This window comes from Lachnospira hominis (ex Hitch et al. 2025), from assembly GCF_040096395.1.
Classification (GTDB): domain Bacteria; phylum Bacillota; class Clostridia; order Lachnospirales; family Lachnospiraceae; genus Lachnospira; species Lachnospira hominis.
On sequence record NZ_JBBMES010000002.1, the window covers coordinates 51,213 to 71,945 of the forward strand.

Here is a 20,733-nt window from a genome sequence, read left to right on the forward strand (position 1 = left end):
AGAGGGACAAAATAAATGGAATGGTTTTTTGATGGTTTGGGTACTGAGTTGATTAGTATAATTATAGGTGTAATTTTGGGGGCGGTGACAGGAGGAACAATTGGTTATAAAATAGGGGTAAATAAGCAAAGTATGAAACAAAAACAGAAAGCTGGGACTGCTTCTAAACAGAAACAAATAGGCGAAAGTGATAAAACAATTGTATTAGATGAAAAAAATCTCAATGTTAATAATATTAAAATTAAGCAAGAACAAAAAGCAAAGGATGAGGCTTCTCAAACACAAATAGGGAGAGTTAATGTCAATGAGCGATAAACAAGTACAAAAGGCTGGAAACAATGCACAGCAGATGCAGGCTGAAATAATTAATATAACGAATGTTTCTGGTATAGATGAAAAGAGAGCACGCGAGATTTTTAATGAAATGTATGCTATAGCAAGAAAGGACTTTACACAAGATGCCTATCAATGTGCAAACGAAAGAGTTGCAAAATTTGAAGAAGCACTTATGCCTAAAATGTTAAAAGTAGAAGGGGCATTACAAAAATTTTCTGATCCTTCATTTCAATTTCTTATAACAGAGGCACATAAAACAGCAGCATCAACAGAAAGGGAAGCAGATTATGACTTACTTTCGGAATTACTGTTACATAGAGTAAAAAAGGATAAGGATAGAAAAGTACGTGTGGGCATAAAAAAAGCAATAGAAATTGTTGATCAAGTAGATGATGATGCTTTATGTGCTTTGACTGTTGCGTATACTATAGAACGATTATTTCCAGCGACGGGATCAATCATACGAGGATTAAATATTTTAGAGAATGTATTTTCAAAATTGTGCTATACAAATTTGTGCCAAGGAAAAGAGTGGTTAGATCACTTAGAAATTTTAGATGCAGTGAGATTAGATCATATTAGTTCATTGAAAGATTTAGATTTATTTTATGCGGAACAATTAGATGGTTATGTATGCGTAGGAATAAAAAAAGAATCTGAGGATTATCAGAAAGCGTTATCTTTATTGAGTAGTGGCAATTTGCCAAGAGAATTGTTGTGTGATCATGAATTATTAGAAGGGTATGTTAGACTGCCTGTTATTAATAAGAAACAAATAGGTTCCTTGAAATTAGTGAACAAACAAATATCTTCTGGAAAGTTAGTGGAACTACCTAGTGAAATTTCAAATGAACAACGAAGTATTCTTGAGCAAATATATGACTTATATGATAAGAATGAAGAACAGAAGAAAATGGTAACAGAGAACTTTTCTTTAGAATGGAAAAAAAGAGAAGCACTCAGTTCATTACTAAAATGGTGGAATGATATTCCAATGGCATTTGACATAACTACTGTTGGAACTGTATTAGCCCATGCAAATGCACAAAGATGTGATAGCAGCATACCTCCGTTAGAATAAAATAAAGGTTGTCAAGTATTTCCCTAACAGTTATAATGAAATGGCAACAAATTGGCAACAGAAAATCAGCGAGCCAAAATAATATATGTAACAGAAATAAAATAACGGCAAAAAAGACATAAAACTTAAACAAATATATTTAAGAACATCTTTGGATTTGCCGAGTTTGAATAACGGATTAAAATGCCGAAAGCCTGTATTTATGCTGGTTTCCGGCATTTGCTTTATCGAATGACTCTAGTTTGGCTCTATTTGTGGGTGGAGTAATGGAGTTATCAGTTTTGAAAAGGTAAATAAAAAAGGAAGAAGGTACAAGCTATGTTGCCAACAAGAGAAGAAGCACTGAAGTTAATTCGTGATGGGTTATTATTTAATCCGGGACCTTGGGGAAAACATTGTTTAACAGCAGCACACTGTGCAGAAAAAATAGCAAGTGCATGTGGTGATATGGATGTTGAGAAAGCATATATATTAGGTTTACTACATGATATAGGAAGAAAATTTGGTGTAAGACATCTTGGACATGTTTATGATGGATACGTATATATGAAATCATTGGGATATGATGAAGTAGCAAAGATATGTTTAACCCATTCTTTTAATAATCATACGATAGATGAATACATCGGAAAATTTGATGTTACAGATGAAGAATTGACAATTATAAAAACTGAATTAGCAAAGACCACATATGATGAATATGACCGGTTAATTCAATTGTGCGATTGTTTGGCAGGAGCGGAAGGAGTTCTTGATATAGAAAATAGGATGAATGACATAAAGAAAAGGTATGGCTTTTATCCGCAGGACAAGTGGAATTCCAATATGAATTTGAAGCAATATTTTGAGGGGAAAATGAATAAAGACATTTACCTTATATGTGAGAAAGATACATTTGCACCAGGAGATTTATGATCTTATAAATATATTTTTACTACAAGTTTTATGAACAGGTTGGAGGTGGTTAAGTGGATATTTTATTTAAGAATGATGATTTTGTATTTTCATACAGAGTTGGCGGTATATTGAAACATAATGGTAAAATCTTGTTACAGCGTCCGAAGAATGATGATTATGCCATTATTGGCGGACATGTTGCGGCTATGGAGACAAGTATGGAAACTCTTAAACGGGAATTTGAAGAAGAGCTTCATGCTAAGATAGAGATAGATAATCTTTTAGCAATCGGAGAAATTTATTTTCCATGGGGAAAAAGACCCTGTCATCAGATATGCTTATATTATAATGTACATCTGATGGATGATAATATTCCATTAGATGGAGTGTTTCATGGATATGATGAGCTGGATAATGAAAGAATTGATTTGGATTTCTGCTGGGTTTCACTAGAAGATTTAAAGAAGGGTACTAAGGTATATCCTTTAGAGTTGATACCATATATCCTTGAGCCAGGGAAAGAAATTGTACATTTTGTTTCAAAGCAGATTTGAGGAGATAGTCAATGATAGAAAATATGAAGGTAGAATTTGGCAGAACATCAGATATTGATTCATGAATGATAAACGTGCTTTGTGCGTGAAGAACGAACAAGAGATTGTTGGCGTACTTTTATATTCAAGGAAGTATAATATGATATGTTGTTTGGCTGTTGCTCCGGCTTATCGAAAAAGGGGAATTGCTTCGATTCTTTTAAAAGAGGCACTTGATAAGCTTGACAGAGATAAAGATATAACTGTGTCTACATTTGGAGGAAATGATGTTAAAGGAATTGCACCTAGAAAATTATATAAGAAATTTGGATTTGAAGAAGGTGAGCTGATTGAAGAATTTGGATATCCTAATCAAAAGTTTGTGTTGCATACTGACAAAAGTGCTGATAATGTAATAATTGGTAGAAAAGTAACTGTCACAGTCGATAGACCATTAGGAAGGTAAGACGCAGGAAGATATTGCAGAAGTTATTGGAATATCGAGGCATGTATATGTGAGAATTGCAGGATAGTACAATTTGAATATTAGATATAAAAAAAAAAGGAGCATGCACATGAGCACACAGACATTCACAATATCACCAATTCCAGACGACATATTTGCTAAGATGCAGGGAAAATCATTTAAGGACAACTGCATCGTGTCAAGAGATGATTTGAGGTATATTAAAGTTTTGCATGTTGGGTTTGATGGTGAAACACATGTTGGTGAGCTGGTTGTGAACAGAGTGATTGCTGATGACGTGCTTGATATATTTAAGCAGCTTTATGAAGCGGGTTATGAGATTGAAAAAATCCGCCTGATTGATGAATATGATGCCGATGATGAAAGGTCGATGAGAGATAATAATTCTTCGGCATTTAATTTCAGGTACATTTCCTATTCAACGACGCTGTCAAAGCATGCGTTAGGGCTGGCGGTTGACATTAATACACTTTATAATCCTTATGTGAAAAAAGTTGATGGCAGAAGAAATGTGGAGCCTGCCAATGCTGAAAAGTATACAGACAGGAGCGTGGATTTTCTGCATAAAATAGACCATGATGATTTGTGTTACAATCTGTTTGTGGAACACGGATTTGAGTGGGGAGGAGACTGGGAGCACGCAAAAGACTACCAGCATTTTGAGATGACTGACGAGTGGATTGAAAGCCATGCTAAAAATCAGGGGAGAATGAGTAAATGAAATTATTATACGGAACAGGAAATCAGGCAAAATTAGCTGCGATGAGAAGCAGACTCAGGCAAATTGGGATAGAATTAGTAGGATTAAATGATTTGAAGGCTGATGGGCTGGATATTCCTAAGGTAGTGGAAAATGGCAATACTCCGCTTGAAAATGCACGATTAAAAGCAAAAGGTTATTATGAAGCTTTTCGTATTCCTGTATTTTCGTGTGATTCAGGATTGTATTTTGATAATGTTCCTGATGAGATTCAGCCGGGCGTACATGTACGCAATGTAAACGGAAAGCGTTTGTCAGATGATGAGATGATAGATTACTATTCTGGATTGGTGAAAATTTACGGTAATCTGGTAGCGAGATACAAGAATGCGATTTGCTTTGTGATGGACGATACACATATGTATGAGGCAATGGAGCCGTCTATGGAAAGTGAGAAGTTTATTTTGACAGATAAACCACACAGTACAATCAGAAAAGAGGGGTTTCCGCTGGACAGCATATCGTTGGAGATAAATACGAATAAATATTACTATGATTTGCCGGAAGATAAATTAGAACAGGTTGCTGTTGAGGACGGATTTTTGGAATTCTTTAAGAATATTTATTGTGTGTGCGAAAAGGATAGTTTTATACCGGGAGAGATTTAAGCTTTGATTTTTAAAAAATATAACCAAACTGACATAATCAACATAAAAAATCAAATAGATAGGTTAAGAGCATGCGGAATCGGTGTTGTGGATTTGCCGCAGAATTTAAGGGATTCTGTGTGGAAAATTGTTTACTGCGAGTTGAAACAAAATGGCAGCAGTAAATTAAATGAAAGCGGGAAACAAAATGGCAGCAGACAAAATACCGTCAGCAAAGCAGCTGACGGTGTCTGCCAGAGCAATATACTTAAAAAAATGTTTGGACTGCCAAAAGATGTTTTCGGGAAAAAATATTGGAATATGTATTCGCCCGACAGTAAGATAAGACAGGAAAAATACAGTAATGTGCAGCTGCCGTTTAATTACGCACAGGTTGAGTGCAATAGCGTATACAGGGCTATGATTCATCATATGATAACAGGGGCGGACGTGCCGACGGATACGGTTGTTGATATTTTCGGGAAATTCGGGCTGGCGGCGGCATTGTGTGCAGGTGGATATAAATATAAAATAGTATGCCTTAATGAGCAGAATTTTTATTTGTATTCGCTTCTTCAGGACGTGATGCGAAAGCCCGTAAAGTTTTATAAAATGATAGATGAGGAAAGAAAATATCTGGAAATCAAGCTTGCCGACAATGAGATAAAAGATATAATGAAGTCACAGATACAGCATCTTGGACAAATCAAGGTACTTGTCTATTACGGAGTACGAAAGAATGTCGGAGGACAGTATTCGTATGAATCTACGGGATATACGAAAGAGCAGATTGCCAAGTATATATTTATATGTTTGTGTTTTGCACCGGAATATTGGGTGGAGACTAATCTGGAAGTAAAAAACAATAAAATGGTTACTGGGTGGCTTGACGATGAAAAGACATATAAGAAATGTGTGACGGATTTTGTGAAGTTATCGCAGGAAGATTTTGTGGATTTTGCCAAGAAATTTTCGGAGTTGAAATTTGTAAACTGCGATATAAGCAGGGTTATTGATATAATAAGAAAAAATGCAGACAATCAAAATTATAGCAGCGGTGACATACAAAAGTTTCTTCTTTATATAGATGTACCGAAATATATAAAAGAATATCAGCGTTTCGGATTTGACGGCACTATGATGATAAGCCTTTTAAAAATGCTCCATCACTACGAGGGCAACTGGATTATGACATGGTCAACATTTTTACAGAAAGGCCTTAATGATGAAAATCCTACGCTCTACGATATGTTGTATACACAACAGGAAATGCAGTCCGATATATACATAGCACATGGGAACTACGAGCGTTTTGAGGAAAAAGTGCCTGTGAAAGTTATATATAACATGTTTGATATGATAGACAAAGACAAGAATTTATTTGTTTTCATTTACAGGGATAAGAATAAAAACAAGCAGCAGAATATCGTTTTTGTTACTGATATAGATTTTGATGAAATTGATTGTGAATCATTTTTCCGAAAATATAAAATGGAATTTAACGGAAAAGAAAAGTTATTAAAATTAAAGTGGCGTGAATTTAAAAAGAATTATGTGAAGTTTTCATAAGTGTAAAAATCGTGCGACGGGATAAAAATTTTTTTTGAGAGAGTGCAGAAAACCTGTGCTCTTTTTTATTTATAGGCTGATAGCATGATTAAAATCCGGAATTTATAATAAGCTCATAAACAAAAACAAACGCACAAGCGAAAGGAGAAATTATTATGATGAGAGTATTGACACCAAACGGAAATGTAATTGAGGTAGAAAAGGCAGAAGCAATAGTCGAGAAAAGAGTCAGCTTTAACGGAAGGGACATCAGACTGTGTCAGACGGCAAAAGACAAAAGCCAGCCTGCCAGCGGATTGTATTTTTCGGTAAAAACGGAGTCGGTTTTTACTATTGCAAATGAAGGAAATCTTCTTGTTGGAAATCTTCCCGTTGATACAGTAAAGAAAATTGTCACAAATCTTGCAAAAGACGGTTTCTGTGATTTGAGCGGATTTGATTACCAGCCGGAAATCGGAATCAACGACAAGCCTGTATTTGACGAAGGCAAATCGCATCCGTATTTTTGCAGAAGCAATGTTGCAATGATGTTTGCACCGAGACAGAATATGGATTTTCCGATAAACGGAATTTCAAATACAGATACCGGAGTAAATTCATTTCCGCAGAACAATACTGAGGAAACAGATATTTTTAATGATGATTTGTGGGCTGATGACAGCTATGATAATGATAGCTGTGATGATGGCTTTGATAATGGAGAAGAAAATTAAAAATGCCTAAAATATATATTTTAAGAGCAGATTCGGCGGGAAATGTATATCGTGGGTATGAATGTGATGTACAAGATTATTCGGACATGATTAAAATTCCCGACATACAAAAATTTGCACTTACAAAAAATATCGACATTTTATATGAAGAAGATGCCGTTATTATGGGAAAAACGCTTAACCGTGCGGTATGCGGCGAAGACGGAAAAGTGCAGAAAATATTTGCGGGAAATATAGCTGCTGTAAAACATGAAAAAGACATTATAAAAGATATTAATAAAGAAGATATTGAATTCGTTGAAAAGTCATTGAGACCCATAGAGCGTGTTTTTGGCGGTGAAGTATTTTTTAAATCATAGATTTATAACCTAAAGCACACGACACGCCGGTTGTCAATAACAAAGACGGCTGAATTACCTTCAACAAAGGCATCGAATTACCTTCAAAAAAGTGCTGAATTACTAAAAAAAGCGGCTGAATATCCGTATCGGAAAACAGCCGCTTATTTTTTGAAAAATTCATTAAAATCACATTCAAAAACTTTGGTTAATGCGATAAGCATATCAACGGTCGGGTTATTGTATCCGTTTTCGACTTTACTGAAAATTCCTGTTGTGACATTGATATTTTCGCATTGGAGTTTGGCAATGACATCAACAGCTTTCATGTGGCGTTCTTTGCGCAAACGCCGTATGTTTGAGCCGATGAGCGGATTAAGATGCTGGTTGATTCGTTCACTCATGATATTCACCTCAAAGAAATCATATGTAAAATTTTATCCAAAATAGAAGAAAAAAGTGTCCAAAATAGAAGTTATATGTTACAATGATAAAAACTTCCATTTTGGACAGAAATATAAAGTTACAAGGGAGGAAAAAATTTTAATGGCAATACAGGAAGTTATAAAGTACGAGGGAGAAAATTCTGTTCTGATATATAAGCATCCTGCTGAGGATTTTAATACGATGTCACAGCTTATTGTCCATGAGTCGCAAGAAGCGGTATTTTTTAGTGACGGACAGGCTTTGGACAGCTTCAGGGCAGGAAGATATACTCTTGAGACAAAGAATATCCCGTTAATTTCCAAGCTTAGAAATCTTGTATCGGGCGGCGTATCACCGTTTCACACAGAGGTTTATTTTATAAATCTTGCAACGATGATGGACATACCGTGGGGCACGCCGAGCCAGGTAACTGTGAGAGACCCGAATTACGGATACAGTTACAGTGCTGGTGCAAGTGGTTCATTCGGACTTAAAATAACAGACGGACGCAGACTCCTTATTAATCTTGTCGGTACAGAGAAGAAGATGGAGACGTCTGATGTTCAGAAGTATTTTAAAGATCTGATTGTTACGAGAGTTAAAAATTGTATTGCGGTTGAACTAGGCAGATACAGCTACAATGAATTTAACCAGCATTTAAGTGACATTTCTGAAAGCGTTGCGTCACAGATTGAAAAAGATATTTCCGATTACGGTATACAGATACTTAATTTCTTTTTATCTTCGGTCAATATAAAGCCTGATGATCTTGAAGCATTAAAAAATCTCGACAACAGCATGGCACAGAAAAGATTTGAGGCTATGGGTAACAGGGATGCGAATGTTATCGAGGCACAGGGAATGGCGAAAGCGAGAGAAATTCAGGGCTACACATGGCAGCAGGAACAGCAGTTTGACGTTAGTAAGACGTTTGCACAAAACGAGGGATTTGCGGGTAATCCTGCCAATATGATGGCACAGATTCCGCTGGCATTTGCCATGGGAGACATGATTAAATCAAATGTAGATTCTGCAGTGGCTTCGACAGCCGAAACGAAAAATAATACGGATGTTTCTGTTATAAAATGTGCAAAATGCGGCACTGAACTTCCGTCAAATTCAAAATTCTGCTTTAACTGTGGAGAAAAAGTTGAGATTCCAAAGACGGTTTTCTGTTCGGAATGTGGACAGCCGATAAGTCCCGAAGCTAAATTCTGCATGCACTGCGGAGCAAGGAGGGACGTATGACAAGATATATTTTTTGCGTGATTGCTGTTTTAGTACAGCCATTATTTGTGTGGTATGTGTACCATAAGCAGGATAAAAGAGAGGCTGCATTAAAGATTCCGATGATTGGCTGCAGTGTGCTTTATCTTGTTGTGCAGGTATATGCGTTCTTCAAACTGTGTATAAAAATTCCGGGAAAATACGGTATATTTTCTTATCTGATTCAGGCTGTAATTCTGGCAGTATTTATAGCTTTGGAGCTGGCTTTGTCAGGCAGCAACAAATATATAAAAAGAGTCCAGGAGAATGAGCAGAATTCAATACGTGATTTTAAAAATCTTATCAAAGAGCTTGAAATATGCCGCTTGGATGTCTCTGAAGAAAATAAAAAATATATAGATAAATTATATGAAAAAATGAGATATTCCGATCCTGTGAGTTCACCGGAAGTTGCACAGGAAAATGAAAAAATAAACGAATTGATAGCTGAATTACCGGGAATTACAGAATCTTCACAGTTTGAGGCTAAATGCCTGGAGATAGAAAAACAGCTTGATATAAGGAAAATAAAGAATACAAAGGAGCAGGGTTAAACAATGGAGGCTATAAAGTGTCCTAATTGCGGAAGTGAAAAGGTAAAAGAGCTGACAGAAGAAAAATATGCGTGTCTTGCATGCGATAACATATTTTTAGTACATAATCTTTCAAAAGAATTCAGACAGACTGATGCACATATTACAGATATGCACGAGGATATTAATGAAAAACTCGATAATTTAAGTAAGAATGTTAATTCTGTAACTGTAAATTCCAATGCACAGGCTTCAAGAGCAAGAGAAATCCTTATTGAAGCACAGGATAATTTCGACAGAGGAAAATATTGCGAGGCTTATGCCGGATTTAAAAAATATACAGGCTTTGAACCGGATTCATGTGTCGGATATGAAGGAATGTATAAAGTTATATTAAAATTAAAAGGTAATACATCTACAGAAAAAGACAAATATGCTGGTTATGACCTATTAAATAAAATGATAAGCTGTAAAGACTGCGATAAAGAAGCTGTACTAACACCTATGATGCAGCAATATGTCGCAGAAAAAACTGAAACAGAAAGTCGTAATTTGAAAAATGAAGTTAATAATGCGTGTGCTGAAAACGGAATTAAGAACAATGGTGTAGAGGATGGCATAAAAGCATTAATAGAATTCTATGAAAAACAAAAGGATATTACTGAAAAACAGTATGAAAAATATAGAGAGTCAAGTATAAAAGATTACGAAAAATACAGTGCGATGTCTGATGAAGAAAAGAAGAAGAAAAAACTTTTAAAACTTATTCCGCCTGTAATAATCGGAGTGATTTCATTAATTTTCTTACATGGATTTTTCAGATGGGTTGTAGTTATAATAGCAGTAATATGGGCATGGCTCTCAACGGCATCTCCGGTAAAATGGGATGATGATTCGTCTGACAGTAATAAGTGGAAAGACAGCATTAACAGCAATCAGACGCGTGCTGATTATTGGAAAACAAAAGAAGAAAGACTAAATGACAAAGAAGAATTCACAATTTCCGATATGGAATCCGTTATAAATGATATTTCAAAAAGCTGTAGTTCTTCAGATGAGATTATAGAAAATGAGAGAATAAAACAGGAAGATGACATATCAGGCTACTGGATAGTAGAAGTCGGACGAGGGGCCATGGAAAGCGTTGATTCTTCGCTTAAGGCATGTGAAGCTGTTGAAAAGCATTGCAAAGAAACAGGTATTTATAATATACACGAACCAAATAATGTGTACATATATTATACTGAAATAAGAATCAAGAAAATAAGAAAGAGTCAGGCAGTTACAATTCAGAAGTTAATACAGTCATATGGAATCCAGAATGTCAATATCAGACAGATGAGTCCGAATGAATTATAATAGGCCGTGTTGGTTAGTGGGAGCGTTTTATCGCCCCCACTTTTTAGATGTTTAATATTTAAAATAGTTATTGTAAAGAAATATAAAAAATTATATAATAAATATATTAAATACTAATGTGCAAGAGGTTTTACATGAAGAATATATCAGAAATGACCATTAAAGAAATAGAAGATGAAATAAAAATGGCTAAGTTTGATGCTAATGAAAATTATGTTTTTGTAAGTTATTCGCATATGGATTATAAACAGGTATATCCAATGGTTTTAAGATGGATAAGAAAGGGATATAACATATATCTTGATGTGGATTTTGAAAATCACAGCGGCAATGAAAACTGGGTTGAAATGATGACAAAAGCATTGAGGTCTGCATCATGTCAGCTTGTTGCATGCTTCTACAGCGAGAATTACTGCTTCAGTTATCCATCTATGCTTGAACTGCTTACGGTTTGCTCAGATGAAACGGCAAAGAAAAGAAAACCGTTTACAAATCCTGTTTTACCGGTAGATATTATATGTCTGGAAAACAAGCCGAAAGATGAAGGAAAAAATTTTAGTTCACAGGAAATTAAGAATGATTACAAAAAGTATTTCACAAATTTAAGACAAAAAGTAGGTGACAGATTGTGGGAAAATAATCATCACGAGGAAGAATGTTACGAAGAGGGCTTAAGAAGCCTTTACAACAATGATGAAGAGCGTGTAAAAGCAGCTGTAGAGGGTATAAAGCAGGCATATGATTCTTCTCAAATGGTTAATTTTTATCCTTCTGTTGCTATGATAGTCCGTGAGGTAAGAAAAAAGAGTAATCTTTATGGCAATTATATTGATGCGTCAAAGTATAATGAAGAAAACAGATTTAAACAGGACAGTGAAAATGCCATATATATGTTTGACAAAGATAATGGAGAGCCGGAAGTTTTAGATGAAACAGAAGCTGTCAAGAGTGCAGATGATGTCGTTGAAACAGCCGCTACAGCCGAGGCAGTTGAAGATATAAATGACGCAGCAAATACACAAGATTTAAGTGATGACTTGTTATATTACGATTCTGCAATTGGCAGGGACAACATGCTTGGCGGAATTGTGATTCTTAAAGGTTCAAAAATCAGCAGGAGCGAGGCGAATTCATGCCCTGAGGGAGCAAAGAAAAAGAGAAACAGCTCGCTATTAGACGGAAGTATCACGGACGACGGTGAGTATTATGTCCTTCAAAAAGATATGGAGTTCAGGAGCCTTTCGGGAGCGGCATGTTTTGTGTCGGGTACAAGTGTCAACGGAAAGCTGGCATGGAAATCAGGAAAAAAGAATGCAAAAACAGTGGGAAAAAGTTCATCCGGAGTGCGGAGTACAGGTGTAAGTTCTAAGATTAATCAGATTTGCATGGTAATTGAAAAGGTGAATCAGGAAAATAAACCGATTGAGAATTATACAAAAACACTTCAGAATATTTACGGAGCTGTTGCAAGTGAACTTAATATAAGCAAATCTCCAGTTGTAGACAAGTGCAACAGACAGCTCGGTCTTACTGCCATGGAATTTGCAAAACATGTCCGCGATTACAGCGAAGAAGGCAAAGATACATTATATGACATAGTTATGAATGCGGCAGGCAATGAAGATGAAAAGGCACTTATAAGAAAAACATTCAAAAAGAACTGATAAGTTTTGAGGAGATTGCATGAAAAGAAATAAATATAAAGATTATTTGTGGTATACAGCTCTTGCAGTATTTATCATATGTGTAATTGAAGGCGTATTTTTCTATCACAATGTAGAAAATCCTTTCCTTAAAGTTACGCTTAATATTCAGAATGCGATAAAAGCATATAAGATTGACCCAGACATAAAGCAGGCAGAAGCACTTGCCTATATGCAGAAGTCTGGTGGTGGAATTATAAGCGTCATAATAACATATGTTTACTGTCTTGCTGTTATAGTGGCACCATTTTGTACAGTAGGTGCATTGGCTGTGCTTATAAAAAAGCCGGCAAGCTATGTAAGAGGATTTTTTAGCCAGAGAAACAAGAAGCATGTGCTTATAATAGGAGAAGGAAAGTATCAGTTTGCATTTATTGATGGTCAGGTAAAAGACTGCCGTGTGACAGTTATTGTAAGCAGAATGCTTTCAGAAGATACGAAACTGAAGTACATAAATAAGGGAGTAAAGATTATCCAGAAATATGGTGATATGTCAATTGAAACCATATTCAAATCGCTTGATATACGTAAATTTAATGATATCTTTCTCTGTGATGAAAGTGCAATTGCTAATATTGAATATTTGAAATCTTTATCTGAAAAATCATCAAAATACAGTGATGCAGGCAATTCAGCTTATCAGCAGATTCATGTTAGCAGTGCAGATAATTCGATGGCGGAACTTATCCGACAGTATTATGATAATCTTGATACAAAATTATTTGATCTTGATATAGTAGATGTAAATAAAATGGCTGTTAATAAGATGTATAAAGAACATCCTGTATACATAGCAAACAAAGATGATAATTATGATGTCCATATCGGAATTATAGGTTTTGGCGATTTTGGACAGAGTTCACTTATACAGGGGCTTAATATGTCAGTTCTATCGGCGGATTCAAAAATATGTATAGATGTTTTTGATAAAGATATTGATTCGATAATCGGTGGATTTATGAAAAACTTTTCGGTTGATGCACTTGAGGGTCTGAAATTTATAAAAGAAGATATTTATGAAGGAAAAAGTACAGGTTGTTACGAATTAAAAATGCCTTTTAACACTTCACCGGACAAGTTTGGAATGGATGGAGAAATAAATATCAGATTTTTTAACACAGATGCAACAAAGTTACATTTTAATAAAATATTTAAAAAATGTAATGATGAAAATCCATTTACATATCTTATAATTGCGATGGCAGATACACGCTCAATGGCAAATACCATTATAGAATTAAAGCAGCTTTTATATAAAAAAGGTGACACATGTATAAACATTCCTGTTATTGTAAGAGTAAAAGAAAATAATGATTTTGCAAGTATTTATGGTGAAAAGAATCTGTATACAATAAACCGCGATAAGGATATTTATTCGTATAAATCAATAACAAACAAGGAAATTACAAATGAAGCAAAGCTTTTTAATCACAGATACAATCTGCTTTATGATGTGATAAGCGGTTATAAGAAAGATAAAAATATAGTTGTAGATGATAAATTTATGCTTGAAATAGAAAATCATCTTAAAGAGGATGCACTAAGAATCGAAAAGGATGAGACAGAATTAAATAATGCATGGCATAAGATGAGTATTTTCGACAGGGAGTCAAGCATTGCACAATCACTTCATCAGGATGTAAAAAGATGGCTTGTGTATGATAAAAAGGCATATTCGCTTAAAGATAATAAGGAAGAACTGGAAAGAATTGAACATAGAAGATGGAATGTGTTTATGATTACCCGTGGATTCAAATATGAAAAAGCAGGGAAAAAGGATTTGTATGCAAAAACCCATCCGTGTATTTCCAAGTGGGAAGTTTTGAAAGTTGAAAAGCCCGATACACTTGAATATGACTATACGCCATATTATATTTTAAAAGTTAATAAATAATTATAATATAAGCTGTGAGGTCAAATGTGGCTTCGCAGCTTCTTGTTATACTTGGTATTGTGGCACTTATTATGATGTTATTTGTTGTGATATTGAAGTTAAGATATGTTTTTTTGAGGAGAACGGAAGATAATGAAAAATATGAAAACAGAAAATGTATTAAAACTTATATTAAAGATGGGAATGCCAATGGTTATATCAATGATGGTAAATTCGTTGTATAATATTGTTGACAGCCTGTTTGTAGCGAAGATGAGCGAGAATGCCATGACGGCACTTTCACTCGTATTTCCAATTCAGAATCTTATAAGTTCAATTATGATTGGATTTGGTATAGGAATTAATGCAGTTGTATCATTTTATCTCGGAGCAGGAGATAGGAAAAGAGCTGATAAAGCAGCCAGTCAGGGATTATTTCTGGGTACTGTCCATGGCCTTGTGTTTACTGTAATTGGTATAACAGTTATGCCATGGTTCCTTAGAATGTTCACAGATGATAGTGAGATACTAAGTCTTGGTGTGCAATATACAAATGTAGCATTTGCATTTTCAGTGGCACTTTCGTGGGAACTTGTATTTGAGAAAACATTTCAGGCAGTCGGCAGAATGACGGCATCAATGGTATGTATGCTGGCAGGCTGTATTGTAAATATAATACTTGATCCGGTACTTATATTTGGACTTGGCCCGGCACCGAGAATGGGAATAGAAGGTGCAGCACTTGCGACCGGAATAGGTCAGTCGGTATGTGCAATTGCATATATAATTTTATACATAGTAAAACCTATTTCTGTTAAATATAAAAAAGAGTATATGATTCCGCAAAAAGATATGTGTAAGAGACTTTATGCAATAGGAATACCGGCAAGTCTTAGCCTTGCACTGCCATCACTTCTTATATCAGCATTAAATGTTATTCTTGCGGCATTTTCCCAGACTTACGTATTTGTACTTGGTGTTTACTATAAATTACAGACATTTCTTTACCTTCCGGCAAACGGAATTGTTCAGGGAATGAGACCACTTATAGGATATAATTATGGTGCCGGTGAGCATAAAAGAGTTGAGGAAATATACAGAACATCGCTTGTTCTGGTTGCTTTAATAATGGCAGCAGGTACAATACTTTGCTTTGTATTTCCTGGAGAGCTTATTGGTTTGTTTACAACAAATGCGGACACAATAAGTGCAGGACGGACAGCACTAAGGATAATTGGTATGGGATTTATAGTATCTTCTGTGTCAGTTGCCTCATCAGGTGCACTGGAAGGACTTGGAAAAGGTGGTCCATCACTTGTTATTTCTGCTTTAAGATACGTTGCTGTAATAATACCGGCAGCATTTATATTAAGCCGTATTATCGGAGCAGCAGGAGTATGGCATGCATTCTGGATAACAGAATTAATAACAGCGGTAGTATCATTTTATATATTTGTCCGTTCAAAATCAAAATAAATGAAAAGGAGAGTGTTATATGTGTACAGCAGCAACTTATAAGACAAAAGATTTTTATATGGGAAGGACACTTGATTATGAATTCGCATATGGCGAAGAAGTAACAGTTATGCCAAGAAATTATCCGCTTCATTTCAGATATATGGGGGATATGTCAGAACATTTTGCAATAATCGGAATGGCACATGTTGCTGATAATTATCCATTGTATTATGATGCAGTCAATGAGAAGGGGCTTGGAATGGCAGGACTTAATTTCGTTGGAAATGCAGTCTATGCAGAACCGGATACAGAGGCTGATGAGAAAGAAAATGTATCACAGTATGAATTTATACCATGGGTTTTAAGCCAGTGTTCAAGTGTAAAAGAGGTAAGGAGTCTGCTGATGAGGATTAATCTTGTCGGCACACCTTACAGTGAGATGTTTCCGGCAGCACAGCTTCACTGGATTATTGCAGATGAGAATGAAGCTATAACAGTAGAATCTGTAAAAGAAGGGTTAAAGGTATACGATAATCATGTAGGTGTACTTACAAACAATCCACCATTTGATATTCAGATGCTTATGCTTGCGGATTATGCAGGACTTTCACCAAAGCAGCCTGTTAATACATTTGCATCAGGTGTTAATTTGAATATGTACAGCAGAGGAATGGGAGCTATGGGACTTCCGGGGGATTTATCATCCCGTTCAAGATTTGCAAGAGTAGCTTATACGAAGATGAATTCACGTTCCGGTGATTCTGAAAATGAAAGTGTGAGCCAGTTTTTCCATATACTCGGAAGTGTTGAACAGCAGCGTGGATGCTGTGAAGTTGCAGATGGAAAATATGAGATAACAATATATACGTCATGCTGGAATGCTGCAAAAGGAATATATTATTATACAACATATGAAAACAGTCAGATTTCAGCTGTTGATATGAACAGGGAAGACCTTGAAAGCAGCGGATTAAAGAGATATCCGCTTGTCAACGGACAGCATATAAATTATCAGAATTGATTAACTATTACAAAAAGAATTCTGCATCCGGGCATTGTCCATAAGCAGAATTCTTTTTGTACATATGTTATAGCTGCTCTGAATCCCATTCAGGCTGTTCACGAAAAGTTACTTTGCCTGTGGAAGCATCCATAGCGTCAACAATTGCAAGTGACTCAAGATGATAACCGAGATTTCTGATAATCTGTCCTCCACTTTGGAATCCTTTTTCAATTACAATCCCGATACCTTCGACTGAAGCACCGGATTCATTTACTATAGAAATAAGTCCCTGAAGTGCACATCCGTTTGCGAGGAAATCATCAATTATAAGAACGCGGTCCTCTGGATTTAAGAATTTCTTAGATACAATAACCTGATTTTTGCATTTGTGCGTAAATGACTCAACCTCGGCAACGTACATTTCGCCCTCAATATTAATGCTTTTTGATTTTTTGGCAAATACAACAGGAACATTGAAATGTCTTGCCACGATACATGCAATGCCGATTCCTGAAGCTTCAATAGTTACAATTTTATTAATCTTTTCTTTAGCAAAACGGCGTTTGAATTCTTTTCCAATCTGGTCAAATAATGCAATATCCATCTGATGATTTAAGAAACTGTCAACCTTTAATACATTACCCTCTTTAACGATGCCATCTTTAATAATTCTTTCCTCTAAAAAGTTCATTATAGCCTCCGTGTATATTTTTATATTCTCTAGATTACCAAATACGGTAGAAGGTAGCAACAAAAATTTATAAAAATATAAGTAAAAATACGGATTTAAGGGAACTGATACGCATTATGTCAGATTATTGAGCTTTCAGGGTGTCCGTTAATCCAGGCTTTTACATTAGTCATTGCAACATCAACAACGCGAAGCTGAGCCTCACTTGGTGACCATGCAATATGTGGAGTAATTATGGCATTAGGACAATCCATAAGCGGAATGTGTGAGTGCGAGTTGTCTGCTGATGTTGCATCAAGTCCGGCAGCGTATACTTTGCCGCTTTTAAGTGCTTCACAGAGTGCGTCCTCGTCGATAAGACTGCCTCGCGAAGGATTAATAATGATAACACCATTCTTCATTTTGTCGATGCTTTCCTTATTAATAATGTTGACAGTTGATGGGTTAGCAGAACAGTTGAGCGAGATTACATCAGCTCTTGCATAAATTTCCTCTGTACTTACCTGTTCAATTGAAGCATATTCGGGACCGGTTTTTATGTGGTGGCTGGATGCGATGACTTTCATTCCAAAGCCCTGTGCCATGCGTGCAACCCAGAGACCTACGTGTCCCAGTCCGATAATGCCAAGTGTTTTGCCGTATAGTTCAATCTGCCTGTCAATAGGATTAAAAAAAGTACCGCCTGAAAGTACATTATCAGGAGCTTTTTTGATAAAGTCACTATTGCCACGTATATCATGGCATATATCGAGAAGCAGTGCCATTGTAAACTGGGCAATTGTCTGTGCACCATAAACTGTGTTTGTAAGAGTCACATTGTGTTTTTTTGCAGCGTCACGGTCAAAATTGCCATATCCCATAGCAAGTGTCGAAATATATTTAAGATTAGGATGACGTTCAAAAAATGATTCGTCAAGATAATTATCTATATTAAAACCTATAAGTATTTCCTCTTCTTTAAGCTGCGATTCGATGTCCTTTTGAGACTGGTGGTATACGCTGTACAGACGGAAACTTTCAATTTCTGGGATTTCATTGATATGCTGTTCCCATCTTGACTTAATTATGGGATTGAGACTTTCCTTCCATGCAGGATGACCTGTGTAAATTAATGCCTTCATATAAAATCCTCCTTGTTTTTGCGGAGCAAAAATCCGAGTCCTATGGCGAGGAGAGGATTTGACCTCCTTGTTTTTGCGGAGCAAAAATCCGAGTCCTATGGCGAGGAGAGGATTTGACCTCCTTGTTTCTAAATATAATACATGTATAATTTTATGCAATGGATATTATAATGTCAATATTGATAATTAAAAAGTGAAATTTATAAGCTTAATCGGCATATAACAAGCAAAAATAAGGGAAATCCCACATAAAACATTAAAAAAACAGGAAAAACCATATATAATTTAAGGGCTGCTTTTATGAAATAATAAACCATAATATTACACATGTGTAGTTAAAGCACGATATATAATATAAAAAGAAACGTATACTTTTTTGCTAATATATAGTAAAATAGTATGTAATGAACTGATAATGTACAAATATGGTTATTGATGGAGGGTCAGATTATGAAAGCAGATGTTGTTATTGTAGGAAGTGGACCAGCCGGTATTTTTACGGCACTTGAACTTATAAAGAACGGAAGTAAGAAAAAGATAATAATGGTTGAAAAAGGCAGCAGTATTCATAAGAGAAACTGTCCTAAGAGTAAAACCAAAAAATGTGTTGGATGTGAACCTTGCAATATTACAGCGGGTTTTTCAGGAGCCGGGGCATTTTCGGATGGAAAACTGTCTTTGTCATATGAAGTTGGTGGAGATCTGCCATCACTTATAGGGGAAGATTTTGCACAGAGCCTTATTGATTATACAGACAAAATTTATCTGGAATTTGGAGCTGATACTCATGTTGAGGGTATTAATCAGGGTGAAAAGGTAAAGGAAATCCGTAAACGTGCAATTCAGTCAGGGCTTAAACTTGTAGATTGTCCAATAAGACATCTTGGAACAGAAAAAGCACAAGAAATATATGCAAGCATAGAAGATTTCCTTGTTGAGCAAGGTGTTGAGATAATGTTTGGCTATACATGTGAAGATATTATTTTAGAGGAAAATAAGTGTGTCGGCATACGTATTAAAAAGACTGTTGGTGTCAGTGATGAAACAGAAATTTATGGCGATGATGTTATTATTGCAACAGGAAGAAGAGGTGCCGAGTGGCTTGAAAAATTGTGTGCAAAGTATGATATCATGCATAAGCCGGGAACTGTTGATATAGGTGTGCGTGTTGAAGTACGCAATGAAATTATGGAGGATGTCAACAATGTTTTGTATGAATCAAAACTTATAGGATATCCAAGACCATTTAAGAATAAAGTTAGAACATTCTGTCAGAATCCGGGAGGATTTGTAAGCCAGGAAAATTATGATGACAATCTTGCAGTTGTAAATGGACATTCATATAAAGATTTAAAATCTAACAATACAAATCTTGCAATCTTATGTTCGCATAATTTTACTGAGCCATTTAACCAGCCGATTGAATATGCTAAAAAAGTCGGAGAACTTACAAATATGCTTGGAGCCGGTCAGATTATGGTACAGCGTTATGGTGATATTCTTGACGGAAAGAGAACATGGCAGAAGGAACTTGCACAGTCCAATGTAAAACCGACACTGCCTGATGCGGTTGCTGGCGATATCACAGCAGCAATGCCATATCGTGCAATGGTTAATATTATTAATTTCATACAGGCAGTAGACCATGTTGTTCCGGGTTTTGCAAGTACAGAGACTCTTTTGTATTCTCCGGAATTGAAATTTTACAGTAATAAGGTTAAAATGGATGAAAATCTGAATACAAATGTAGAACATCTATACTGTCTTGGCGATTCAAGCGGATGGACAAGAGGTCTTATGATGGCATCTGTGATGGGTGTCCTTATGGGAAGAAAGCTTATTTAGTTTTCTGTGAGAAATTTAAAAAGTGATAAATGCAAAAAAAATAAAATTACATAAAAAATAAAACCACATCAAAAAAATGTGGGTTCTCTGTAATATACAAGAATAGAAAAATCCCACCGGGCAGTAGTTAAATGTTGTCCGGTGGGATTTTAAT

Annotated in this window: 21 protein-coding genes; 18 read left to right on the forward strand and 3 right to left on the reverse strand. The window is 35.7% G+C overall.

Features of this window, described 5'->3' with window-relative positions; translation table 11 throughout:
- Positions 1-15: 15 nt before the first annotated feature.
- From WMO38_RS02060 to WMO38_RS02105, 10 genes are all read left to right on the forward strand, one after another.
- On the forward strand, positions 16-315 hold the full coding sequence (locus WMO38_RS02060; RefSeq protein WP_173745634.1) for a hypothetical protein: 300 nt from the start codon (positions 16-18) through the stop codon (positions 313-315).
- Positions 305-1,417, forward strand: a complete 1,113-nt coding sequence (locus WMO38_RS02065; protein ID WP_349161230.1) for an LPO_1073/Vpar_1526 family protein — start codon at positions 305-307, stop codon at positions 1,415-1,417. Before WMO38_RS02060 ends, WMO38_RS02065 begins: the two co-directional genes overlap by 11 nt.
- A gap of 318 nt (positions 1,418-1,735) precedes the next feature.
- Complete coding sequence (locus WMO38_RS02070; protein ID WP_349161232.1) at positions 1,736-2,332, forward strand: HD domain-containing protein; 597 nt, start codon at positions 1,736-1,738, stop codon at positions 2,330-2,332.
- Between the two features lie 53 nt (positions 2,333-2,385).
- Positions 2,386-2,868: an NUDIX hydrolase gene (locus WMO38_RS02075; RefSeq protein ID WP_349161234.1), complete on the forward strand. Its 483-nt coding sequence runs from the start codon at positions 2,386-2,388 to the stop codon at positions 2,866-2,868.
- Between the two features lie 61 nt (positions 2,869-2,929).
- Entirely contained in the window at positions 2,930-3,313 is a 384-nt protein-coding gene (locus WMO38_RS02080; RefSeq protein ID WP_349161236.1) for a GNAT family N-acetyltransferase, read from the forward strand.
- A 109-nt stretch (positions 3,314-3,422) separates the two neighbouring features.
- The gene (locus tag WMO38_RS02085; protein ID WP_349161237.1) at positions 3,423-4,055 is read left to right on the forward strand and encodes a M15 family metallopeptidase; all 633 of its coding nucleotides are present in this window, start codon (positions 3,423-3,425) and stop codon (positions 4,053-4,055) included.
- A complete protein-coding gene (locus WMO38_RS02090) occupies positions 4,052-4,702 on the forward strand; it encodes a non-canonical purine NTP pyrophosphatase (protein WP_349161238.1) in 651 nt (216 codons plus the stop codon). The genes WMO38_RS02085 and WMO38_RS02090 overlap by 4 nt, the downstream gene beginning before the upstream one ends.
- A gap of 3 nt (positions 4,703-4,705) precedes the next feature.
- On the forward strand, positions 4,706-6,250 hold the full coding sequence (locus WMO38_RS02095) for a hypothetical protein (RefSeq protein ID WP_349161239.1): 1,545 nt from the start codon (positions 4,706-4,708) through the stop codon (positions 6,248-6,250).
- A gap of 155 nt (positions 6,251-6,405) precedes the next feature.
- Positions 6,406-6,963 (forward strand): hypothetical protein, encoded by a 558-nt coding sequence (locus tag WMO38_RS02100; RefSeq protein ID WP_349161241.1) that lies wholly within the window; start codon positions 6,406-6,408, stop codon positions 6,961-6,963.
- Between the two features lie 2 nt (positions 6,964-6,965).
- Entirely contained in the window at positions 6,966-7,322 is a 357-nt protein-coding gene (locus WMO38_RS02105; protein WP_349161242.1) for a hypothetical protein, read from the forward strand.
- Positions 7,323-7,465: 143 nt separating this feature from the next.
- On the opposite strand, the gene WMO38_RS02110 is transcribed toward WMO38_RS02105, so the two are convergent.
- The gene (locus WMO38_RS02110; protein WP_021866844.1) at positions 7,466-7,705 is read right to left on the reverse strand and encodes a helix-turn-helix domain-containing protein; all 240 of its coding nucleotides are present in this window, start codon (positions 7,703-7,705) and stop codon (positions 7,466-7,468) included.
- Between the two features lie 142 nt (positions 7,706-7,847).
- Here WMO38_RS02110 and WMO38_RS02115 point away from each other — a divergent pair, with 142 nt between their 5' ends.
- The 7 genes from WMO38_RS02115 (at position 7,848) to bsh (ending at position 16,940) form a co-directional block, all read left to right on the forward strand.
- Positions 7,848-8,975, forward strand: a complete 1,128-nt coding sequence (locus tag WMO38_RS02115; protein ID WP_349161244.1) for an SPFH domain-containing protein — start codon at positions 7,848-7,850, stop codon at positions 8,973-8,975.
- A complete protein-coding gene (locus tag WMO38_RS02120; RefSeq protein WP_349161246.1) occupies positions 8,972-9,547 on the forward strand; it encodes a hypothetical protein in 576 nt (191 codons plus the stop codon). Before WMO38_RS02115 ends, WMO38_RS02120 begins: the two co-directional genes overlap by 4 nt.
- 3 nt (positions 9,548-9,550) lie before the next feature.
- Positions 9,551-10,885: a hypothetical protein gene (locus WMO38_RS02125; RefSeq protein ID WP_349161248.1), complete on the forward strand. Its 1,335-nt coding sequence runs from the start codon at positions 9,551-9,553 to the stop codon at positions 10,883-10,885.
- Between the two features lie 134 nt (positions 10,886-11,019).
- Positions 11,020-12,549 (forward strand): DUF4357 domain-containing protein, encoded by a 1,530-nt coding sequence (locus WMO38_RS02130; protein WP_349161250.1) that lies wholly within the window; start codon positions 11,020-11,022, stop codon positions 12,547-12,549.
- Positions 12,550-12,568: 19 nt separating this feature from the next.
- On the forward strand, positions 12,569-14,482 hold the full coding sequence (locus WMO38_RS02135) for a hypothetical protein (protein WP_349161252.1): 1,914 nt from the start codon (positions 12,569-12,571) through the stop codon (positions 14,480-14,482).
- Positions 14,483-14,614: 132 nt separating this feature from the next.
- Positions 14,615-15,937, forward strand: a complete 1,323-nt coding sequence (locus WMO38_RS02140) for an MATE family efflux transporter (protein WP_349161253.1) — start codon at positions 14,615-14,617, stop codon at positions 15,935-15,937.
- 19 nt (positions 15,938-15,956) lie between these two features.
- Positions 15,957-16,940 carry a choloylglycine hydrolase gene (gene bsh / locus WMO38_RS02145; protein WP_349161255.1) on the forward strand — a complete coding sequence of 328 codons (984 nt, stop codon included), beginning with the start codon at positions 15,957-15,959 and terminating at the stop codon, positions 16,938-16,940.
- A 67-nt stretch (positions 16,941-17,007) separates the two neighbouring features.
- Here bsh and WMO38_RS02150 read toward each other — a convergent pair whose 3' ends face one another.
- On the reverse strand, positions 17,008-17,613 hold the full coding sequence (locus WMO38_RS02150; RefSeq protein ID WP_349161256.1) for a xanthine phosphoribosyltransferase: 606 nt from the start codon (positions 17,611-17,613) through the stop codon (positions 17,008-17,010).
- A 119-nt stretch (positions 17,614-17,732) separates the two neighbouring features.
- Positions 17,733-18,734 carry an NAD(P)-dependent oxidoreductase gene (locus tag WMO38_RS02155; protein WP_349161258.1) on the reverse strand — a complete coding sequence of 334 codons (1,002 nt, stop codon included), beginning with the start codon at positions 18,732-18,734 and terminating at the stop codon, positions 17,733-17,735.
- Positions 18,735-19,184: 450 nt separating this feature from the next.
- Here WMO38_RS02155 and WMO38_RS02160 point away from each other — a divergent pair, with 450 nt between their 5' ends.
- The gene (locus WMO38_RS02160) at positions 19,185-20,579 is read left to right on the forward strand and encodes an NAD(P)/FAD-dependent oxidoreductase (protein WP_349161259.1); all 1,395 of its coding nucleotides are present in this window, start codon (positions 19,185-19,187) and stop codon (positions 20,577-20,579) included.
- The last annotated feature ends 154 nt before the right edge of the window (positions 20,580-20,733 follow it).